Below are 21,325 nucleotides of genomic sequence, written 5' to 3'. Positions count from 1 at the left end.
ATTCAAAAATTGTCAAGCCTTTTTCTGTATTTTATTTAATAATTCTTCGACCCTTTTAACCTGTGTACGAGAGACGGGGCAAGTTGTCTCCTCTTCTAACATCAAGAGTCTCTTGCGACGATCAAAATTGACAATCATTCTTTGATTCACTAGATAGGATTGATTGGGACTAAAGAAATGATTGTCTACATCTTTTTCAAGTATATCCTTGATAGTCCCTAAAAATTCCTTTTGAAAATTCTTTCCAACAAGTCGCAATTTGTGGGAAACTCCAGTTGTCTCAATGTACAATATATCTCGATATGGAACTCGAATTTCCATATTTTTGAAACTATATTCAAAGAAATCAATGATATTTTTATTTTCAATCACATTCTTCTTCAAATAGAGAATACATTCTCGAATTTTTTCTTTAAACAAGTTTTCATTCAAGGTTTTTTCAATAAATTCGAGAGCTGATACCTTGTAACGATATGTAATGGTAGCAAATTCCGATTTCGTCGTAATAAAAGCAATGATTGCAAAAGGATTGACCTCGCGAATCATTTGAGCTGCCTTGATGCCAGCTTTTTCATCCCCTTTGATATCAATATCAAGGAAGAAAAGCTGATGAAAATCACCATTGGTTAGGTATTCCTTTAGTTCAGTTATTTTACTGGTGGAAACAATATTTAATCGTAGTCCTTCCTCCTCAGCGATAGCTTTCACATGTTTCTCTACTCGAACTTGTTGAGAAATTTCGTCCTCTAGCAATACAATATTCATCTATCTTCCTTTCTCTCCAATAACTAAGCTCTGCGTGAATTTTCCATTGATCAATTCTGTCTCTAGAAAAATAGCAGCATATTCTCCAATAAGCTCTTTTACAATCGCAAGGCCCATTCCTCTACGATCCCCTTTAGTTGAAAATCCCTTTTCATAGAGCTTATTCCAATTGATTGGCTCGTCAGAAATAGAGTTCTTTATGATCAGATGCACTCCATTTGGCATATTAAAAACCGCTATTTGAACTTCTTTTTCTTGACTCATTTTAGCTGCTTCAATAGCATTATTGACTAAAATTCCGACGGTTCGTACAAGATCCAATAATCTCATGGGAACCTTTTCAATAACATCTTCTGTTTCAAAGGTTAGTTTGACACCCATTTCCTCTGCATAGATCCATCCCCTACTTAGTATGCTTCTCAAAGCAGAATCTCGAATATTTCCTAGGTCAAATCCTGTATATTCTTCTTTTTGGAGTTGACCGTAGCATTCCTCAAGAACATCTCTTTGAATTCGTTTAATATCCTCAATATTTTCTTCCTCAATCGCTAAATTTAAGGAAGTGATAATATTGCCAAAATCATGACGAAAACCTTTTAATTCTAAATAGAGACCTTGAATTTTATTCATATACTGCTCCATTTGGCGCTGTTCAAACCTCTTTTGCTTCAACTCCATTTTCTTTTCATAACGATCTCGAACCGTCTTCATTTGAACCATGGTTCCGATAAAGATCAAGAAACAAATCGTTGCTACCATACTACCAAAACTATTGAAATGAGCAATATCACTTATCCAATGAGAAGCATTCAATACTAAGGTTAAAATAAGATAACTAGCAATCAATTGCTGGACAAATTTCTTAAAAACCCGCTCTTTAAAATAGAGAAGATTTACTTCGAGAATGGAGATAATTCTCGTAATGATAACAATCGATAAAATTGAAATAAGAGTAACAAAAAATATAGAATAATAAGTTACTATGTAATCTCCAGTTATAGATGATAAAATTACTGATAAAAAAGTATCTGTTGTTTCAAAAGCTAGATAAATAAACAGAGAATATAAAATAGCAAAATAATGATCATATCTACAGAAGAATCTATAGTACGCGTAAAAAAATAGAGGATAAGCTAAAATAAAGAAAGCGTATAAGAAATCTAATTCAAAATATCCTAAAATAAAAGATATCACATGAAGTAAAGTAGAAATAATTAAAATTAAATAGAATTTTGAATTCTTATGTTTTAACTGTCTATCAATTAACGGATAAGATAAAATCAAGGGTAATCCAATGAGAATAAAATACACATAATTCATGGACATTATTTTTTACCTTTTTTAAACAAATCTCTAATTATTATTTTTGTATGTTTATCCCCTCCACAGACTTGCTGCAATTCTTTTTCTGTAAGAACTTTAAATGCCTTAGAAACTGTTAATGGATTGTTTTTCATAAAAAAATCTCCTTATAATTTATTTAATCATTAAATTATTAAATTTAATATACATAAATTTTAGTAAAAAATCAAAGACTTTTTTAACATTTCCGCTATTTGGTTCATTTTTACAGCTATTTGGTACGAAAAATCTAGTTTTTGCAATTTTTTTATCCCATCTATTTAGAAAAACTCTAGTTTTTTAAAAAACTAAGTAACAAAAAAACGTGATTTGTATAAAAATCACGTTCTTTTATTTTGATCCCAGCAGGATTCGAACCTGCGACCGTTCGCTTAGAAGGCGAATGCTCTATCCAGCTGAGCTATGAGACCAGATGTCTTCTTATTCTATCAGAAAATAGGAAGAGCGTCAAGATTCATTTATGGTAGGGACTTCCCTGTTGAATCATAAATGCCCGATAGATTTGTTCGATTAAAACAAGCTTCATCAATTGATGGGGAAGGGTTAACTTTCCAAAACTCATAAGTAAATTCGCTCGTTTTTTAACAGCTGGAGACAAGCCTAGGCTCCCTCCAATCACGAAGGTAATTTCAGAATACCCTCGTACAGTCACCTCTTCTAAGATTTGACTAAACTTCTCAGATGGAAATTGCTGCCCTTCAATCGCTAAAGCAATCACATACTCACGATCTCCAACTTTAGCTAAAATACGATTTCCTTCTTTTTCAAGGATTTGCTGATTTTCTAAGTCACTGGCCCGATCTGGAGTTTTCTCATCCAGCAATTCTACCATTTCTACCTTCGTAAATCGACTCAAGCGTTTAGTATATTCGGCAATCCCATCTTTTAAATACTTTTCTTTTAATTTTCCAACCGTTACAATCTTAATTTTCATATTCATATTCTAACACAAATAAACTTATACACAAGTCTTCAATAAATAGGCTTGAATCTATCTTACAAAAAATGGCTCTATACTCACGTTTTTCACACTTATACACAGTTTTCCACAACTTGTGGAAAAAATTTCCATTTTAAGTTATAATTAAGAAACTAGATTTATACTTTTTCATAATTGGAACAAATAGGAGAAAACTATGAAACAATCATCAAATTTTCTAAAAAAAGCTTTGCAACTTTTACTTGTTCTTGTCGTTGGTTTTACTGGAGGAATCTTAGGAACCTTAACCTCTTTCCAGTTTACCAAAGGGAATTCTACAAATTCTAGTCAAGAAATAAAATCTACCAAAGTCAATCGTGCTTATAAGAATACAACATCAACTAGTGAAGCCGTTGATAAGGTTAAAAATGCTGTTGTTTCTGTTATTACCTACGCTGAAACCTCTGAAAAAGGTTTCATCAATGGAGAAACAGATTCTGATCCAGAAGTAGCTAGTGAAGGTTCAGGTGTTATCTATAAAAAAGATGGTAAAGACGCTTATGTAGTAACCAATGCTCACGTGTTAATGGGAGCAACAGAAGCCGATATTCTCTTTGCAGACGGAAATAAAGTTTCCGGAGAAGTTGTTGGTTCCGATACCTTCTCAGATATTGCGGTTGTCAAAATCAGTTCAGACAATGTTACGACCGTGGCTGAATTTGGAGATTCATCTAAGTTGACTGTCGGAGAGACCGCAATCGCTATTGGTAGTCCTTTAGGGACAAAATTTGCCAATTCCGTTACCCAAGGGATTGTCTCTAGTCTCGGACGTACTGTGAAGCTCAAATCAGAAGACGGACAAAATGTGTCTACAAAAGCGTTGCAAACGGACGCTGCCATCAACCCAGGGAATTCTGGTGGTCCCCTTATCAATATTCAGGGACAAGTCATCGGAATTACCTCAAGTAAAATCTCTTCAAATGGCCAAACTGCGGTTGAAGGAATGGGATTTGCTATTCCTGTAAATGATGTGCAAAATATTATTGAACATTTAGAAAAAGATGGTAAAGTCATTCGTCCAGCTCTTGGAATTACCATGATGGACCTGGCTAACCTATCCTCTTCTGATCTTAGCCAATTAGATATTCCAAGCAAACTAAAAGGTGGGGTTCTTGTCCGCTCAGTTGAAAATGATATGCCGGCATCCAAGTATTTACGTCGTTTAGATATCATTACAAAAATCGATGATACAACCATTGAATCAACTGCAGATTTACAATCTGCCCTCTATTCTCATCAAATTGGTGATAAAATCAAAGTTATTTTCTATAGAGATGGTAAGCAAAAAACAGCAACCATTGAACTAACAAAATCTACAGAAAATCTTGGAAATTAAGTAAATTTACAACAGTGTCAACACACCTTTACGAAATTGTAAAGGTGTGTTATGCTATATACAACATGGAAAAAATTGATATTATTGACGTAAAGCAAATACGAACCAATCCTTTTCAACCTCGTCAAACCTTTGTACAAGAGAAATTAGAAGAACTCGCAGCTTCAATCAAAGTAAATGGATTAATCCAGCCCATTATTGTTCGAAAATCTCCTATTGTTGGTTATGAACTACTTGCTGGAGAAAGACGCTACCGAGCAGCTCAAATGGCTGGTTTCAAAGAAATCCCAGCGATTATAAGAGAATTATCAGATGATGATATGATCAAACAAGCCATTATCGAAAATTTACAAAGGGAAGATTTGAATCCAATTGAAGAGGCCGAATCCTACCAACATCTTATTAATAAAGGGGCTACCCATGAAGAAATTGCTCAATTTATGGGAAAATCTCGGCCTTACATCAGCAACATGGTCCGTTTGCTTCATCTCTCACCAGCTGTCAAAGAAGCCATCAAAAACGAGCAAATTTCACAAGGACATGCCCGCATTTTAGTTCCCTTAAAGGAAGATCTACAAATCTATTGGCTGGAACAAATTCTGAAAGAAGGACTAAGCGTTCGTAGTTTGGAAGAAAAGGTTGGTCAAAAAAAGAAAAGGCCAAGTAAAAAAGAGAAAGAACTCTTTTTAGCACAGGAAGAAAATAGACTAAAAAAGATTCTAGGAACCGAAGTAGAAATCCATCTGACGAAACAAGAAAAAGGCAGTATTCATATTTCATTTAACAACCTTGATGAATACCAACGAATTATTAACAGTCTCAAATGAGGCTGTTATTTTTTATAGAACAATTAACAGATTTATCCACTTATTTAAAACTCTTCCATACTTGATATTCCTACTTTATTCTATCTTATCCCCAACTTGTGGAAAACTTCTACACACATTGGGGATAACTATTCACATATTGTGGAAAAACTCTTTTTTATTCCCTCGGAACAAGTTGTGGAAAACTCCCTCCTTTTATGATAAAATAAGAAAAACATAGCAAGTAAAAATGAATAGGAGGGCGATAGGTGTCAAGAGAAGAAACGTTCTGGAATCGTGTGATTGAATTAAGTAAAAAGACATTTAAAAAAGAAATTTTTGACTATTTTGTCCTTACTTCAAAACTCATCAAAATCGATCAACAAGAAGCCGTTATTTATTTAGATGCAGAAGTAAAGAAATTATTCTGGGAAGAGAATATGACAAAAGTGATTTTGACTGCTGGATTTGAAATTTATGCAGTAGAATTAACCATTTCCTATCAATTCAATCTTGAAGAAGAGGAAGAAGAAAAGGAGTTTATTCCCCTTTCAGAAATGAATAGAAACTATGCAGTGAGCCATGCTCCGATAGTAGATTTGCCTCCTATCCAAACAGGATTAAAAAAGAAATACACCTTTGATAATTTTGTAAGTGGAGACGGAAATCAATGGGCTTTGGCTGCCGCTTTAGCAGTTTCTGAAAACCTAGCTACCACTTATAATCCTTTATTTATCTATGGAGGACCTGGTTTAGGAAAAACGCATTTGCTCAACGCAATTGGAAATCAGATTATGGAAAACTACCCAAATGCTCGAGTAAAATACATCCCAGCAGAATCCTTTATCAATGAGTTTTTAGAGCGTCTTCGCCTAAATGATATGGATACCTTTAAAAAAACCTATCGAAACTTGGATCTGCTCTTAATTGATGATATTCAATCGCTTGGAGGAAAAAAGGTTACAACTCAAGAAGAGTTCTTTAACACCTTTAACGCTCTTTATGGGGATAATAAGCAGATTGTCCTAACCAGCGATCGCAGTCCCGATCATTTAGATAGCTTAGAAGAACGTCTAGTCACGCGCTTTAAGTGGGGCTTGACTCAAAATATTACACCACCAGATTTTGAAACTCGAATCGCTATTTTGAGAAATAAAATCGAAGACTTGGACTTTACTTTCCCGGATGATACACTTGAATACCTAGCAGGTCAATTTGATTCTAACGTCCGAGACTTAGAAGGTGCTTTGAATGATATCTCTCTCGTGGCAAGAGTTAAAAAAATAAAAGATATTACAATTGATGTCGCAGCTGAAGCCATTCGAGCTCGTAAGAATGAAGCCTTACAAATTACTGTGATTCCTATTGAAAAGATTCAAACAGAAGTTGGAAAATTTTACAATGTCAGTGTCAATGAAATAAAAGGCTCTCGACGGGTTCAAAATATTGTCCTAGCTCGACAAGTAGCCATGTACCTCGCCCGCGAGATGACCGACAATAGTCTTCCTCGTATCGGTCGTGAATTTGGAGGAAAAGACCACACAACGGTCATGCATGCTTATGAAAAAATCAAAGGGATGATCGAAATTGATGACAATCTCAGACTTGAGATTCAAACCATCAAGAAAAAATTAAAGTAATCCCATGTGGACAATCCTAGAAAAACTCGCTTATTTTTCCACATGTTGTGAACAAGGCACTTTTCAAGTCCTGTCTGGCTTTAGAAGAGTTTTCCACATGTTCCACACACTCTACTATTACTATTAACTTACTAATACTAAAATAATAAAAGGAGATCTCATGATCAATTTTTCTATTAACAAGGCTTATTTTCTACAAGCTTTAAATACGACAAAAAGAGCCATTAGTTCAAAAAATGCAATTCCAATCTTATCCACTATTAAGATTGATGTCACTTCTGAAGGTATTACTCTCATTGGATCAAATGGACAAATTTCAATCGAATACTTTATTTCTGTTAAAGATGAAAATGCAGGCCTTCTAGTAACGACACCAGGTGCTATTCTTTTAGAAGCAACTTTCTTTATCAATGTTGTGTCCAGTCTACCAGATGTCGTTTTAGATGTGAAAGAAATCGAACAAAAACAAATTGTATTAGTTAGTGGAAAATCAGAAATTACCCTTAAAGGGAAAGATGCAGAACAATATCCTCGCATTCAAGAAATTTCAGCCAGCAACCCTCTAACGCTCCCAATTCAAACCTTGAAGAAAATCATTTCTGAGACAGCTTTTGCAGCAAGTACCCAAGAAAGTCGTCCGATTTTGACAGGAGTTCATTTTGTTCTTTCTGATCACAAGGAATTAAAAACGGTGGCAACGGATTCTCATCGAATGAGTCAAAAAAATATTACCCTTGAAAAAAATGGGGATAACTTTGATGTTGTGATTCCAAGCCGTTCTTTACGCGAATTAACGTCTGTCTTTTCAGATGAGATTGAACAGGTTGAAGTCTTCTTTGCCAATAACCAGATTTTGTTTAGAAGTGACAATATCAGTTTCTACACACGCTTGTTGGAAGGAAACTATCCAGATACGGATCGCTTGATTCCAACAGAGTTTAGTTCGGAAGTAACCTTTAAAGTTGCTCATCTTCGCCAAGCCATGGAACGGGCCCGCCTGTTGTCTAATGCTACTCAAAACGGTACTGTTAAATTAGAAATTGCTAGTGGAGTTGTTTCTGCCCACGTCAATTCTCCTGAAGTAGGGCGCGTGAATGAAGAAATTGATACAGAAGCAGTTTCGGGAGATGATTTAAACATCAGCTTTAATCCAACTTATTTAATCGACGCTTTGAAAGCCATTGAAAGTGAAAAAGTCGTCATTCGCTTTATCTCTGCAGTTCGTCCCTTTACATTGGTACCAGCAGAGGAATCTGAACGCTTCATTCAATTAATTACACCAGTTCGGACCAATTAAGGGCCAAAAGCTAGCATTGAATAGGCTAGCTTTTCATCTTCTATGTTGATGAAAGGAAAATCCATGTATCAGGTCGGTGATTTTGTAGAAATGAAAAAACCCCATGCTTGTATCATCAAAGCAACAGGGAAAAAAGCCAATCGTTGGGAAATTCGGCGAGTAGGGGCAGATATTAAAATTCGTTGTAGCAATTGTGATCATATGGTCATGATGAGCCGTCATGATTTCGATCAAAAAATGAAAAAAGTATTGTAAAAGAGAGTGGGACAGAAATCGGTAATTGGTTAGAATTCGATTTCGTCGTCCCACCTCCGCACAGTTGAGTAGGGCTGTAAAAGCTGATGAAATCAGCCTAGTAGAGCCCACTCAACCACTGCGTCTTGCTCGACAATCCGAAAACAATTGAGAGGCTAGGACTTTTGTCCCAGCCTCTTTTGTATTATTATTTTAATTCTTCAAATTTTCCATCTTTTACTTCTTTGAAGCCATTAGATTTAAAGGTTTTAAGTGTTGTCTTGTAGCCGATGTAATCAACATTTTGATTTTCTTGTGCAGCAATTAACTGATTTTCTTGTAATTCTTTTAAATCTGCCTTGGTATAATCGATCTTTGTTTTCTCAATAACATAGTCATCCTTGTATTCTGCAGAGTGTGAGAATCCTTTGACATCTTTGAATTTTTTATCGTATTCATCAATAACTTTTTTTAATTGTTCTTTTGGCAATCCTGTACCTTCGTAATAGATAACACTTGTAGAATCTGTACTTAGAATTTTATCCCCCTGATATTCAACAATGACACGAATGTCTGTTTTCTTATCTTGGTTAATTAATTGAAGGTAACCTTTTTTTGTACTTTGTCCACAAGCTCCCAGAAGAAAGAGAGTAAAGACTGCTAAAAGAGGCAGAAGGATTGATTTAATTGATAGTTTTTTCATTACAAAAACTCCTTTATTATTGTTGGTTTGATTATACCATATTCTAACAGGATTGGACAGGTGACTGTTAGTTTTAAGGGAGAGAATTTTTTCATTATCTTGTGCTTTGAATTATGTTATAATAAAAGGGATTGAAATGTGAACGGAGAAAAAGAAAAATGGCTTTAACAGCAGGTATCGTGGGTTTGCCAAACGTTGGTAAATCAACCCTATTTAATGCAATTACAAAAGCAGGAGCAGAGGCTGCAAACTATCCCTTTGCGACCATTGATCCCAACGTTGGGATGGTAGAAGTTCCAGATGAACGCCTCCAAAAATTGACAGAGATGATTACTCCTAAGAAGACAGTCCCAACAACCTTTGAATTTACAGATATTGCAGGGATTGTAAAAGGTGCATCAAAAGGAGAAGGTCTCGGTAATAAATTCTTGGCCAATATCCGTGAAGTGGATGCTATTGTCCATGTAGTTCGTGCCTTTGATGACGAAAATGTCATGCGTGAGCAAGGTCGTGAAGATGCTTTTGTAGATCCATTAGCAGATATTGATACCATTAATCTTGAATTGATTCTTGCTGACTTAGAATCTGTAAATAAACGCTATGCACGTGTGGAAAAGATGGCACGTACGCAAAAAGATAAGGATTCCGTTGCAGAATTTAATGTACTTCAAAAGATTAAACCAGTTCTTGAAGATGGTAAATCAGCTCGTACCATTGAATTTACAGATGAAGAACAAAAAGTTGTCAAAGGTCTTTTCCTCTTGACTACTAAACCAGTTCTGTATGTAGCAAATGTGGATGAGGATGTCGTTGGAGACCCAGACTCTATCGAATATGTGAAGCAAATTCGTGACTTTGCAGAAACAGAAAATGCAGAGGTAGTGGTGATTTCTGCGCGTGCGGAGGAAGAAATTTCTGAGTTAGACGATGAAGATAAAAAAGAGTTTCTTGAAGCCATTGGTTTGACAGAATCAGGTGTGGACAAGTTGACGCGTGCAGCTTACCATTTACTCGGACTTGGAACTTACTTCACAGCTGGTGAAAAAGAGGTACGTGCGTGGACCTTCAAACGTGGTATGAAAGCTCCTCAAGCAGCTGGAATCATCCACTCAGACTTTGAAAAAGGATTTATCCGTGCAGTAACTATGTCTTATGATGATTTGGTGAAATACGGATCTGAAAAGGCAGTAAAAGAAGCGGGACGCTTGCGGGAAGAAGGAAAAGAATATGTTGTCCAAGATGGCGACATCATGGAATTCCGCTTCAATGTATAAAGAAAACAAGTGAATAACCAAAAGGTTGGAAAAAAATTCCAACCCTTTTGGCTTTTGAAAGGGAAAGCAAATGACAAAATTAATCGTCGGATTGGGGAATCCGGGAGATAAGTATGTGGAAACCAAACATAATGTAGGGTTTATGCTAGTGGACCAGTTGGCGAAGTCTCTCAACCTCACCTTCTCACATGATAAGATTTTTCAAGCAGATGTGACCTCAACCTTTATAGATGGAGAAAAGGTCTTTTTAGTCAAACCAACCACCTTCATGAATGAGAGTGGCAAGGCCGTGCACGCACTTTTAACCTATTATGGCTTAGAGGTGGAAGATTTGGTCGTTATTTATGATGACTTGGATATGGAAGTCGGTAAGATTCGCCTTCGTACCAAAGGGTCAGCTGGAGGCCACAACGGAATCAAGTCGATCATCAACCATATTGGAACTCAGACCTTTAATCGCATCAAGATTGGAATTGGGAGACCCAAGCAAGGTATGTCAGTAGTCCACCATGTCTTAGGGAAATTCGATCAGGATGATTATGCAACCATCCTCCTTGCCATCGACAAGTCAGAAGAAGCCCTTCGTTTTTATTTGAAAGATGGTCAATTTGAAAAAACAATGCAACAATACAATGGATAAATATAAGACACTGGTTGATCTATTTCAACAAAACAAAGATATCAGAAAATGGCAACAGGACCAGCAAAAAAGAAGTCGCTCTCTTTTACTAGGATTGTCTTCATCTACGAAAGCCATTACGATGGCAACAGTTGTCGAAGATGGACACAAGGTCTTGGTCTTGACCTCCTCCCAAAATGAAGCAGAACGGCTCGCCAGTGATTTATTGGGATTATTAGGCGAAGAAAAGGTCTATCTTTTCCTTGGAGATGACAATCCCTTGGCAGAGTTTGTCTTTGCTTCCCAGGAACGGGTCTTTTCTCGTCTGGAAGCTCTGGACTTTCTCCTAGCTCCAGAAAAAGAAGGAATCGTTATTGCCAATGTAAGTGGTAGCCGTTTGCTCTTACCTAATCCAAAGACTGTCAGCTCTATGATTCAATCTTTCTCTGTTGGAGAAGAAAAAAATCTGACAGAGTTGAAAGATACCCTACTGGCCATGGGCTATCAAAAGGTTTCACAGGTGAGCCAACAGGGAGAGTTTAGTCTCCGAGGGGATATTGTAGATCTTTTTGAAGCCAGTCAAGATTTTCCTTATCGTATGGAATTTTTTGGAGATGAGATTGATGGCATTCGGACTTTTTCTCCAGAGACTCAACGTTCACTAAAAAATCTAGATACGATAACGGTTCATCCAGTTAGTGATATGCTACTAACTAAAGATGATTTTCTAAGAGGGCAGAAGAACCTAGAGAAGCTGATTCAAAAAAGCCCCAATCCAGAGTTTAAATCCTATTTGACTGAGGTTCTCACAGAAGCGCATCACCAGCGTCTTCATGCAGATAGTCGAAAATTTCTCTCTCTTTTTTATCAGCAAACCTACACTCTCTTTGATTACCTGCCCAAACATGCTCCTGTTTTTTTGGATGATTACTATAAAATCATGGATCAGGAAACGCGGTTTGATGTAGAAGTTGCTAACCTTTTGACAGAGGATCTACAAAAGAGTCGCTCTTTCGCAGAAGCCCAGTATTTTGCGGACAATAGTGCTCTTTTACGCACTTATAAACCAGCTTCTTATTTTTCAAATTTCCAAAAAGGCTTGGGAAATCTGCGATTCGATGCCCTCTATTCTTTTAACCAATACCCCATGCAGGAATTCTTTAGTCAGTTTACTCTCTTAAAAGATGAAATTGACCGATTCCGTAAACAAGACTATACGGTTATTCTTCAGGTGACGAGTAAACAAGGTTTCCAGCAGTTACAAGAGCACTTGAGAGATTATGGTATTGATCTGGATTATCTTGCACCTGATCAGCTTCATCCTGGACAGAGCCAGTTGGTCATCGGTGGTTTGGCGCGTGGATTCCATTTTGTGGATGAGAAGATTGTCCTCATTACAGAGACAGAAATTTTCCAGAAAAAGGTTAAACGAAAGATCCGTCGGCAAACCATTTCCAACGCGGAGCGGTTAAAAAACTACAATGAGTTGGAAAAGGGAGACTACGTCGTTCACCAGGTTCATGGAATCGGTCAGTATTTAGGACTAGAAACCATTGAAATTTCTGGTGTTCACCGAGATTATGTCTCCATCCAGTATCAAAATGGGGACCGGATTTCCATTCCTGTGGATCAAATCCAGATGCTGTCCAAGTATGTTGCGAGTGATGGCAAGCCTCCTAAAATCAACAAACTTAACGATGGTCGCTTCCAAAAGGCCAAACAAAAGGTCCGTCAAGAAGTAGAGGATATTGCAGATGATCTGATTCAACTCTATGCAGAGCGAAGTCAATTACAAGGCTTTGCCTTTACTCCAGACGATGAGAACCAAGAAGCTTTTGACCAGGCCTTTCCATATGTTGAAACAGATGATCAGATTCGTTCTATCCAAGAAATTAAGAAGGATATGGAGTCTTCAAGTCCTATGGATCGCCTCTTGGTCGGTGACGTGGGCTTTGGGAAGACAGAAGTAGCCATGCGAGCAGCCTTTAAAGCTGTCAAAGACCACAAACAAGTAGCTGTATTAGTTCCGACAACGGTCCTAGCTCAACAGCACTATGCCAATTTTAAAGAACGCTTCGAGGCCTTTCCAGTAGAAGTCGATGTCTTGAGTCGTTTCCGGAGTCGTGCTGAGCAAAAAGAAACTTTGGAAAAACTTAAAAAAGGCCAGGTCGATATTTTGATTGGAACCCACCGTCTCTTGTCTAAAGATGTGGAATTTTCGGATCTTGGGCTCATCGTGATTGATGAGGAGCAACGGTTCGGTGTCAAACACAAGGAAACCCTCAAGGAATTAAAGAAAAAGGTCGATGTCTTAACCTTGACGGCAACGCCCATTCCTCGTACCCTCCACATGTCTATGTTGGGGATTCGGGATTTGTCCGTTATTGAAACCCCGCCGACTAATCGTTATCCTGTTCAAACTTATGTCTTAGAAACCAATCCAACCATTATCCGAGATGCCATTCGTCGGGAGATGGATCGGGGAGGTCAGGTTTATTATCTTTACAACAAGGTAGATACCATTGAACAAAAGGTTTCAGAACTACAAGAATTAGTTCCAGAAGCTTCTATTGGGTTTGTCCATGGACAGATGAGTGAAGTGCGGTTGGAAAACACCTTAATGGATTTCATTGAAGGTGAGTATGATATTTTGGTCACAACAACCATTATTGAAACAGGGGTGGATATCCCAAATGCCAACACCCTCTTCATTGAGAATGCCGATCATATGGGCTTGTCTACCCTTTACCAATTGAGAGGTCGTGTCGGCCGAAGCAATCGCATTGCCTATGCCTACTTGATGTACCGGCCGGACAAAACCTTGACAGAAGTTTCTGAAAAGCGTCTCGAAGCCATCAAAGGTTTCACTGAGTTGGGGTCTGGCTTTAAGATTGCTATGCGAGACTTGTCTATTCGAGGTGCGGGAAATATTTTAGGAGCTTCTCAGTCTGGCTTTATTGATTCTGTCGGATTTGAAATGTATTCACAGTTACTCGAAGCTGCTATTGAGAAGAAACAAGGAAAAGAAAAAAAACGTCAAAAAGGAAATGCGGAGCTCAATCTCCAAATTGATGCCTACATTCCAAGTGACTATATTTCCGATGAACGTCAAAAAATTGAAATTTACAAACGCATTCGAGAAATTCAAGTTCAAGAAGATTATGAGCTCTTGCAAGACGAATTGATTGATCGATTCGGAGAATACCCAGATGTGGTAGCCTATCTACTAGAAATAGGGTTTATCAAATCTTATCTGGACCAGGTCTTTGTTAAAGTAGTCGATCGAAAAGACCAGCAACTAATAGTGAAATTTGAGCCAATTACCAAGCAACTTTTCTTGACTCAAGATTATTTCGCTGCCTTATCAGCAACTAATTTAAAAGCTCGTATTGCAGAAAGCCAAGGATTGATTGAATTAATCTTTGATGTGCGAAATAAGAAAGACTTCGAAATTTTAGAAGGCTTGCGACAATTTGGGGAAAAATTACTGTCCATCAAGCAGGAAAAAATGGAAAAACAAGACTAGAAAGAAAGATTTTACTAGGCTCTTTCTAAAAAAATGGTACAATAATACATTAGAGGTGATACGATGAGATTAGATAAATTTTTAAAAGTTTCCCGCATTATCAAAAGACGTCCTGTAGCTAAAGAAGTAGCTGACAAGGGGCGAATCAAAGTCAATGGGGTCCTAGCAAAAAGTTCAACTGATTTGAAGGTAAATAACGAAGTCGAAGTTCGATTTGGAAATAAGCTATTGACAGTAAAAGTATTAGAAATGTTAGATAGTACCAAAAAAGAAGATGCGTCTAAAATGTATGAAATCATTCGTGAAACAAGGATAGAAGAAGATGCCTAAAAATATTGTACAAATGAATAATCGGTATATTCAAGACGAACATCAGCGTCGGAAATACCAGAATGAGGAGCAAAAAAAACAGAACCGATTTATGGGTTGGGTTCTCATTTTAATTATTTTATTGTTCATTCTTCCAACCTATAATCTGGCTCAGAGTTACCAGACGCTTCAAAAACGCAAACAACAATACGTTCAATTGCAAGAACAATATCAGCAAACCCTTGAGGAAAAAGAATATCAAAAGGATATCGTAGAGAAATTGAAGGATGACGAATACGCTGCAAAATATGCACGCGCAAAATATTCCTTCTCTAAAGATGGCGAATATATTTATACGATACCTAACTTATTACCGAAATAATGGAAAATATTGTAAAAACCGTTCAACAATTTCTAGAATATTCTGATACAAAATTAGAAGAGTTAGCTAAAAAGAATCAAGCCTTAAAATTGCAGGAAGAAAATCAGGAAAGGAGCAAGGATGAATAAGTTAGTTTATTGGATGGTTTTTCCTACTTTCTTAGCCACCCAACCCTTATCGGACTCCTCCCAGCCCCAAGTTCCTTTAACTTCTGATTCTTCCTACACTAGCCAAATAGGGACTCAAGACCATTTCTTTGTCTCCATCCCGTCCAATCCAAATGTTTATCAGCCAATTGTGACCTATTCAGATCCAGAATTGAGTCAAAAAGTTGGGGAGATCAAGCCTGATACTCCCTTCACTGTCGATCAATTGTTTGTCAATGATCAAGGCAAATCTGTTTTTAAATTATCGAATAAACAGTATGTAGTAGCTGATCAAGATCAAATTTACGAAGATTCGATTTTGGAATTAACAGAAGAAAATAAGACCATGTGGTTGTCATCCTCTTTTACAGTTTATGATCAACCCTTGGTAAATGGCGCAAAAAGCAAAAAAACAAGTCTGGCTCCCTATAGCAAGGTGGAAATCACCAAGAGTGCCAAAACTTTAAAAGGGACCTACCTAGAAATTTCTGGCCAGGGTTGGATTTCAAAAGATGAACTTTCTGCTACAGATAATCGGATGGAAAAAGTCCAAGCGATTCTGAATCAGAAGTACAACAAAGATGGAATTGCAGTTTACGTGAAGCAAGTGGATACTGGAAAGACTGCTGGGATACATGAAGACCAGGAAATGTATTCTGCCAGTATAGCCAAGCTTTTATATTTGTACTATACTCAAAAAGAGTTGAATGAGAATCATGTAGATTTGCAGACTCCCTTAAAATATACAAAAGAAGTCAATGATTATCCTGGAGCTTATGAACCGGAAGGCAGTGGAAGTATTTCAAAAACACCGGATGATAAGGATTATACCGTCGCTGATTTGATTAACCGGGTGGCCAAAGAATCTGATAATGTGGCTCATAATATTTTAGGCTATTATGTGACGCATCAATCAGACAAAGAATTTCAAAAGGTGACGAATAAGATTGCAGGAAAAACATGGAATGTAGAAAATAGAATGGCATCTGCCAAAATGGCAGGGAATGTTATGGAAGCTATCTACCAACAAAATGGTGGAATCATTGATGCTTTATCGGATACTCGCTTTGATGATCAACGAATTTCAAAAGATATCCCAGTTAAGGTCGCTCACAAGATTGGAGATGCCTATGATTTCCGTCATGATGTCGCCATTGTTTATACAGATTCACCATTTATTTTGGCTATTTTTACGGATCACTCTGATTACGAGACTATCTCAGCAATTGCCAAAGATATTTATGAGGTCTTACAGTAATGAAAGAAAAATTTCTTCAGTTCTGTCAAAAGGAGGGACTTTTTGAATCTCATCAAAAAGTCCTTTTGGCTTTATCAGGAGGGGTGGACTCCATGACCTTACTAGATTGGCTCTACCATTACCAGCATCAATTGGGAATTGACCTCGTTCTTGCTCATGTCAATCATCACCAACGCGTTGAAGCTGACCAGGAGGAAAGAGGAATTCGGGAATTAGCTGAAGCAAAACATCTACCACTGAAGGTTGCCCATTTCTCTGGTCCTTTTTCGGAAAGCCGAGCTAGACAATTCCGCTATGACTTCTTTGAAAAAGTTATGAAAGAAGAAGCTTGTAGTGCTATCGTCACCGCTCATCATATGGATGATCAGGCAGAAACGATTTTAATGCGTGTGATTCGTGGAAGTCGTCCGCGGCATTTAAAAGGCATTCCTTTAAAACAACCATTTGGACAGGGTATGTTGATCCGTCCCCTCTTACATTTCAAAAAAAAGGATTTTCCAGAAATTTTTCATTATGAGGATAAGAGTAATCGCTCTTTAGACTACTTCCGTAATCGTATCCGTCATCGTTATCTCCCACTGTTAGAAGAAGAAAATCCTCAAGTGATAAGTGCTTTGGTCAACTTAGGAGAGGATCTCAGTCATTGGCACCAGGCTTTAAAAGAGTTGACCAAAGATTTGAATCCACAAGATGTGACGCAGTTTCAAAAGCAATCACCAGCTGTTCAGATTTATTTGCTGGAAGAGTATCTAGCTGGTTTTCCAGATTTGCAATTAAGTCGGGCACAATTTGAACAATTACATAGAATAGTAGTGACCAAATCTAACACGCAACAAGTTCTAAAGAATGGTTATGAACTTTACAAAGATTATCACTATTTTGAAATTAGGAAAATCAGTCGTAGGACGGATGACCGAATGTCAGAAGATTTGTTACAATTTGGAACCATAAAGACAGTAGGTGCTTATCGCTTTTTATTTGGAGTAGAGCCGAGCGATTCATATATGGAGGTTATCCCACTTCCAAATAACCATCCAGTTTCTATTCGCCCCCGTAAAAGGGGAGATCGTATTCTGATGAACGGTCACCATAGAAAAATTAGCAGATTGTTGATTAACCAAAAAATCCCTTTAGATCAACGAAATAATCTGGTGGTTTTAGAACAAGATAAACAAATACTGGCTATTCCTGAAATTGCGATCAGTGATTTGAGTAAGGAATTAAAAAATGGTATAATGAAGGATACAATTTATATCCAGAAAATAGATAGGTAAAAAAGATGTTAGAACAAGATATCAAAAAGATACTCATTTCCCACGATGAAATCGTAGCTGCAGCACGTGAACTTGGTCAAAAACTGACAGAAGACTACCAAGGAAAAAATCCAATTTTAGTAGGGATTCTAAAAGGGTCAGTCCCATTTATGGCAGAATTAATCAAACATATTGATACGCATATTGAGTTGGATTTTATGCTGGTGTCTAGTTATCATGGTGGAACATCAAGCTCAGGCGTGATCAATATTATCAAAGATATGGACCAAGACATTAAGGGACGTGATATTCTCTTTGTTGAAGATATCATTGATACTGGTAAAACTCTTAAGAGTTTGAAAGAATTGTTTGAAGGACGTCAACCAGCATCTGTTAAAATTGCTACTTTGTTGGACAAACCTGAAGGACGCTTAGTTGAGATTGAAGCAGATTACACTTGCTTTACCATTCCAAATGAGTTTGTTGTGGGCTATGGTTTAGACTACGACGAAAATTATCGAAACCTTCCTTATATCGGAGTGTTGAAAGAAGAAGTGTATTCAAAATAGAGGAAACTAGATGAAAAATAACAAAAATAATGGTTTTGTTCGAAATCCTTTTCTATACTTATTGATTATAGTGGCTGCTGTTACAGGTTTTCAGTATTTCTTTGCGGGAAACAGTATCGGACAAAGCCAACAAATCAATTATACAGAATTGGTAAAAGAGCTTAAATCAGACAATGTCAAGGAAATTAGCTACCAGCCAAACGGTAGTGTCATTGAAATTTCCGGTACCTATAACAAAGCAAAAACCAGCAAGGATGATACAGGAGTTCAATTTTTCACTCCAAGTCCAAGTAAGGTGACTCGCTTCACGAGTGTGATCTTACCGTCTGATTTGACGGTTCAAGAATTACAAAACTTAGCATCCGAACACAAGGCTGATATCACTATTAAACGGGAAAGTTCAAGTGGAATGTGGATTACCATTCTGACTTCAATCGTACCCTTTGTGATTGTCATGTTCTTCTTCTTCTCCATGATGAATCAAGGAGGAGGCGGAGGTGCCCGCGGTGCTATGAACTTTGGTCGTAACAAAGCGCGTGCTACCAATAAAGAAGATATCAAGGTTCGTTTTTCAGATGTAGCAGGGGCTGAAGAAGAAAAACAAGAACTTGTTGAAGTGGTTGAATTCTTAAAAGATCCAAAACGCTTTACAAAATTGGGTGCTCGTATTCCAGCAGGTGTCCTTCTCGAAGGCCCTCCAGGAACTGGTAAAACATTACTTGCTAAGGCAGTTGCAGGAGAAGCTGGCGTACCTTTCTTTAGTATTTCAGGTTCTGACTTCGTAGAAATGTTCGTCGGTGTCGGTGCAAGCCGTGTACGTTCACTCTTTGAGGACGCTAAAAAAGCAGCACCAGCCATTATCTTTATCGATGAGATTGATGCTGTTGGACGTCAACGGGGAGTTGGCCTTGGTGGAGGAAATGATGAGCGGGAACAAACCCTTAACCAACTCTTGATTGAGATGGATGGTTTTGAAGGAAACGAAGGTATCATCGTGATTGCAGCCACTAACCGTTCCGATGTTCTAGATCCAGCCCTTCTTCGTCCAGGTCGTTTTGACCGGAAGGTTTTAGTTGGTCGTCCAGATGTAAAAGGACGAGAAGCTATCTTGCGTGTCCATGCTAAAAATAAACCATTAGCCAAAGATGTTGACTTGAAACTGGTTGCCCAACAAACACCAGGATTTGTTGGAGCAGATCTTGAAAACGTCTTAAACGAAGCAGCTCTAGTAGCGGCTCGTCGCAATAAGAAGGTTATCGATGCATCTGATATTGATGAAGCGGAAGATCGTGTGATTGCTGGTCCTTCCAAGAAAGACCGAACAGTTTCTCAAAAGGAACGCGAATTGGTTGCTTACCATGAGGCAGGGCATACTATTGTTGGATTGGTCCTATCTAATGCTCGTGTTGTCCACAAGGTGACCATTGTTCCACGTGGACGTGCAGGCGGTTATATGATTGCTCTTCCAAAAGAAGATCAAATGTTACTTTCTAAAGAAGATATGAAAGAACAATTAGCTGGTCTCATGGGAGGACGTGTAGCGGAAGAAATTATCTTTAACGTTCAAACCACAGGGGCTTCCAATGACTTTGAGCAAGCGACCCAAATGGCGCGTGCCATGGTAACAGAATATGGAATGAGTGAAAAACTTGGTCCGGTTCAATACGAAGGTAACCATGCTATGTTTGGAGCTCAAACAACTCAAAAATTTATTTCAGAGCAAACAGCATATGAAATTGATGAAGAAGTAAGAAGTCTTTTGAATGAAGCTCGCAATAAAGCGGCCGAAATCATCCAGAACAATCGTGAAACCCACAAGTTGATTGCAGAAGCCTTGTTGAAATACGAAACCTTGGACAGTGTTCAAATTAAGTCATTGTATGAAACAGGTAAAATGCCAGAAGATACTGATTTAGAATTAGAAAAAGAATCTAAACCATTATCTTATGAAGAAATTAAATCTAAAATGGAAGAAAATAAGTAATAAACTTTAGAGTCTTCTAAAACTTTTAGAAGGAGCCGAAAAATTCGGCTCCTTTTTTTAAAAAAAGTATTGACAGATAAAAATGAACTGATATAATAGATTACGTTGTAAAAATGGTCCGTTGGTCAAGGGGTTAAGACACCGCCTTTTCACGGCGGTAACACGGGTTCGAATCCCGTACGGACTATCGCAAAAAGTTGTTACATTCGTAGCAACTTTTTTTGTATGATAAAAACACTATTTTGACATTCTTATCAAAATAAAGACCGATTAGAGTTAGAAAAGATTCCAAATAGAAAAAACAGCACAAATAAATCCTAACCTCCTTTAAAATGAAAACAAGTTAGAAAGGAGGTCCAATGAACTTTAAAAAATCATATGAGAAAGTAAAATGGATAGTATGGAAATGTGAGAAGGAATTTTATATTCACCTTTGGGATCATGCAGACTGGGAACAAGAAGGAAGATTAGTGCTGTATGAGTTACAAATAAGTAATCCTGAAGTAGAAGAAAATGAAGAAATCTTATTAACCTACTTCAAAACAAAGTTTCGCAATCACATAAAGGATAAAGTTAGAAAACAAGAAAGTGATAAGAGGAAGTTAAATAAAGTACCCTATACAGAGATTGGGGAGATTAGCCATCGACTTCGATCAAAAGAACTCTTTTTGGATGAACTAGTCCTATTAAGAGGAGCCCTAAAGGAGTTCAGAGAAAACCTAACCGATCAAGAAAAAGAAGAATATGATAAACTACTGATGAATCAACGTTTTTCAGGAAAAGCAAAGATGAAAAGAAGGCTCCAAGAATACTTGAAAGATTTCAAGGATCATCATTTATGAAAAAGGATGTAACAAAGCATCCTTTTTCATAAAAATAAAAA

General features: G+C 37.4%; 21 protein-coding genes and 2 tRNA genes. 17 read left to right on the top strand and 6 right to left on the bottom strand.

Going from position 1 to position 21,325, the window contains the following annotated elements:
* Positions 1-12: 12 nt before the first annotated feature.
* The 5 genes from HMPREF9421_RS02100 to rlmH all read right to left on the bottom strand — a co-directional run bounded on the left by HMPREF9421_RS02100 (position 13) and on the right by rlmH (position 3,061).
* Positions 13-765, bottom strand: coding sequence for a response regulator transcription factor (locus HMPREF9421_RS02100; RefSeq protein WP_006595334.1), 753 nt, complete (start codon positions 763-765; stop codon positions 13-15).
* Positions 766-2,091: a sensor histidine kinase gene (locus HMPREF9421_RS10575; RefSeq protein ID WP_006595333.1), complete on the bottom strand. Its 1,326-nt coding sequence runs from the start codon at positions 2,089-2,091 to the stop codon at positions 766-768.
* Complete coding sequence (locus tag HMPREF9421_RS10215; protein WP_006595332.1) at positions 2,091-2,222, bottom strand: bacteriocin; 132 nt, start codon at positions 2,220-2,222, stop codon at positions 2,091-2,093. Before HMPREF9421_RS10215 ends, HMPREF9421_RS10575 begins: the two co-directional genes overlap by 1 nt.
* Before the next feature lie 241 nt (positions 2,223-2,463).
* Positions 2,464-2,537 (bottom strand) — tRNA-Arg (locus tag HMPREF9421_RS02090).
* A gap of 44 nt (positions 2,538-2,581) precedes the next feature.
* On the bottom strand, positions 2,582-3,061 hold the full coding sequence (gene rlmH, locus HMPREF9421_RS02085; protein WP_040802864.1) for a 23S rRNA (pseudouridine(1915)-N(3))-methyltransferase RlmH: 480 nt from the start codon (positions 3,059-3,061) through the stop codon (positions 2,582-2,584).
* A gap of 202 nt (positions 3,062-3,263) precedes the next feature.
* Here rlmH and htrA point away from each other — a divergent pair, with 202 nt between their 5' ends.
* The 5 genes from htrA to HMPREF9421_RS02060 all read left to right on the top strand — a co-directional run bounded on the left by htrA (position 3,264) and on the right by HMPREF9421_RS02060 (position 8,440).
* On the top strand, positions 3,264-4,442 hold the full coding sequence (htrA, locus tag HMPREF9421_RS02080) for a serine protease HtrA (RefSeq protein WP_006595330.1): 1,179 nt from the start codon (positions 3,264-3,266) through the stop codon (positions 4,440-4,442).
* Positions 4,443-4,507: 65 nt separating this feature from the next.
* On the top strand, positions 4,508-5,269 hold the full coding sequence (locus HMPREF9421_RS02075) for a ParB/RepB/Spo0J family partition protein (RefSeq protein WP_006595329.1): 762 nt from the start codon (positions 4,508-4,510) through the stop codon (positions 5,267-5,269).
* 248 nt (positions 5,270-5,517) lie between these two features.
* Positions 5,518-6,888 (top strand): chromosomal replication initiator protein DnaA, encoded by a 1,371-nt coding sequence (dnaA, locus tag HMPREF9421_RS02070; protein ID WP_006595328.1) that lies wholly within the window; start codon positions 5,518-5,520, stop codon positions 6,886-6,888.
* Between the two features lie 160 nt (positions 6,889-7,048).
* Positions 7,049-8,185, top strand: coding sequence for a DNA polymerase III subunit beta (gene dnaN / locus HMPREF9421_RS02065; RefSeq protein WP_006595327.1), 1,137 nt, complete (start codon positions 7,049-7,051; stop codon positions 8,183-8,185).
* Positions 8,186-8,248: 63 nt separating this feature from the next.
* Positions 8,249-8,440, top strand: coding sequence for a DUF951 domain-containing protein (locus HMPREF9421_RS02060; RefSeq protein ID WP_006596995.1), 192 nt, complete (start codon positions 8,249-8,251; stop codon positions 8,438-8,440).
* Between the two features lie 187 nt (positions 8,441-8,627).
* Here the strand turns inward: HMPREF9421_RS02060 and HMPREF9421_RS02055 are convergent, their stop codons facing one another.
* Positions 8,628-9,122 (bottom strand): DUF1307 domain-containing protein, encoded by a 495-nt coding sequence (locus tag HMPREF9421_RS02055; RefSeq protein WP_006595325.1) that lies wholly within the window; start codon positions 9,120-9,122, stop codon positions 8,628-8,630.
* Positions 9,123-9,280: 158 nt separating this feature from the next.
* On the opposite strand from HMPREF9421_RS02055, the gene ychF reads away from it, so the two are divergent.
* From ychF to HMPREF9421_RS02000, 12 genes are all read left to right on the top strand, one after another.
* On the top strand, positions 9,281-10,396 hold the full coding sequence (gene ychF, locus HMPREF9421_RS02050; RefSeq protein ID WP_006595324.1) for a redox-regulated ATPase YchF: 1,116 nt from the start codon (positions 9,281-9,283) through the stop codon (positions 10,394-10,396).
* Positions 10,397-10,466: 70 nt separating this feature from the next.
* Positions 10,467-11,036: an aminoacyl-tRNA hydrolase gene (gene pth / locus HMPREF9421_RS02045; RefSeq protein ID WP_006595323.1), complete on the top strand. Its 570-nt coding sequence runs from the start codon at positions 10,467-10,469 to the stop codon at positions 11,034-11,036.
* Positions 11,029-14,541 carry a transcription-repair coupling factor gene (gene mfd / locus HMPREF9421_RS02040; protein ID WP_006595322.1) on the top strand — a complete coding sequence of 1,171 codons (3,513 nt, stop codon included), beginning with the start codon at positions 11,029-11,031 and terminating at the stop codon, positions 14,539-14,541. Before pth ends, mfd begins: the two co-directional genes overlap by 8 nt.
* 63 nt (positions 14,542-14,604) lie before the next feature.
* The gene (locus HMPREF9421_RS02035; protein WP_006595321.1) at positions 14,605-14,871 is read left to right on the top strand and encodes an RNA-binding S4 domain-containing protein; all 267 of its coding nucleotides are present in this window, start codon (positions 14,605-14,607) and stop codon (positions 14,869-14,871) included.
* On the top strand, positions 14,864-15,232 hold the full coding sequence (locus HMPREF9421_RS02030) for a septum formation initiator family protein (protein ID WP_006595320.1): 369 nt from the start codon (positions 14,864-14,866) through the stop codon (positions 15,230-15,232). Before HMPREF9421_RS02035 ends, HMPREF9421_RS02030 begins: the two co-directional genes overlap by 8 nt.
* Positions 15,232-15,360: an SP_0009 family protein gene (locus HMPREF9421_RS11085; RefSeq protein WP_006595319.1), complete on the top strand. Its 129-nt coding sequence runs from the start codon at positions 15,232-15,234 to the stop codon at positions 15,358-15,360. Before HMPREF9421_RS02030 ends, HMPREF9421_RS11085 begins: the two co-directional genes overlap by 1 nt.
* Positions 15,353-16,636, top strand: coding sequence for a serine hydrolase (locus HMPREF9421_RS02025; RefSeq protein WP_006595318.1), 1,284 nt, complete (start codon positions 15,353-15,355; stop codon positions 16,634-16,636). Before HMPREF9421_RS11085 ends, HMPREF9421_RS02025 begins: the two co-directional genes overlap by 8 nt.
* Positions 16,636-17,910, top strand: coding sequence for a tRNA lysidine(34) synthetase TilS (gene tilS, locus HMPREF9421_RS02020; RefSeq protein WP_006595317.1), 1,275 nt, complete (start codon positions 16,636-16,638; stop codon positions 17,908-17,910). Before HMPREF9421_RS02025 ends, tilS begins: the two co-directional genes overlap by 1 nt.
* 5 nt (positions 17,911-17,915) lie before the next feature.
* On the top strand, positions 17,916-18,458 hold the full coding sequence (hpt, locus tag HMPREF9421_RS02015) for a hypoxanthine phosphoribosyltransferase (RefSeq protein WP_006595316.1): 543 nt from the start codon (positions 17,916-17,918) through the stop codon (positions 18,456-18,458).
* Positions 18,459-18,468: 10 nt separating this feature from the next.
* Positions 18,469-20,442, top strand: coding sequence for an ATP-dependent zinc metalloprotease FtsH (gene ftsH / locus HMPREF9421_RS02010; RefSeq protein WP_006595315.1), 1,974 nt, complete (start codon positions 18,469-18,471; stop codon positions 20,440-20,442).
* A gap of 115 nt (positions 20,443-20,557) precedes the next feature.
* A tRNA-Glu gene (locus HMPREF9421_RS02005) sits at positions 20,558-20,629 on the top strand.
* Between the two features lie 172 nt (positions 20,630-20,801).
* Complete coding sequence (locus HMPREF9421_RS02000; protein ID WP_006595314.1) at positions 20,802-21,284, top strand: hypothetical protein; 483 nt, start codon at positions 20,802-20,804, stop codon at positions 21,282-21,284.
* The last annotated feature ends 41 nt before the right edge of the window (positions 21,285-21,325 follow it).

Origin of the sequence: Streptococcus australis ATCC 700641 (assembly GCF_000186465.1) — a bacterium.
Classification (GTDB): Bacteria; Bacillota; Bacilli; order Lactobacillales; family Streptococcaceae; genus Streptococcus; species Streptococcus australis.
Note: the sequence above shows the minus strand (reverse complement) of the source record. Positions and strands in the feature narration are given on the sequence as shown.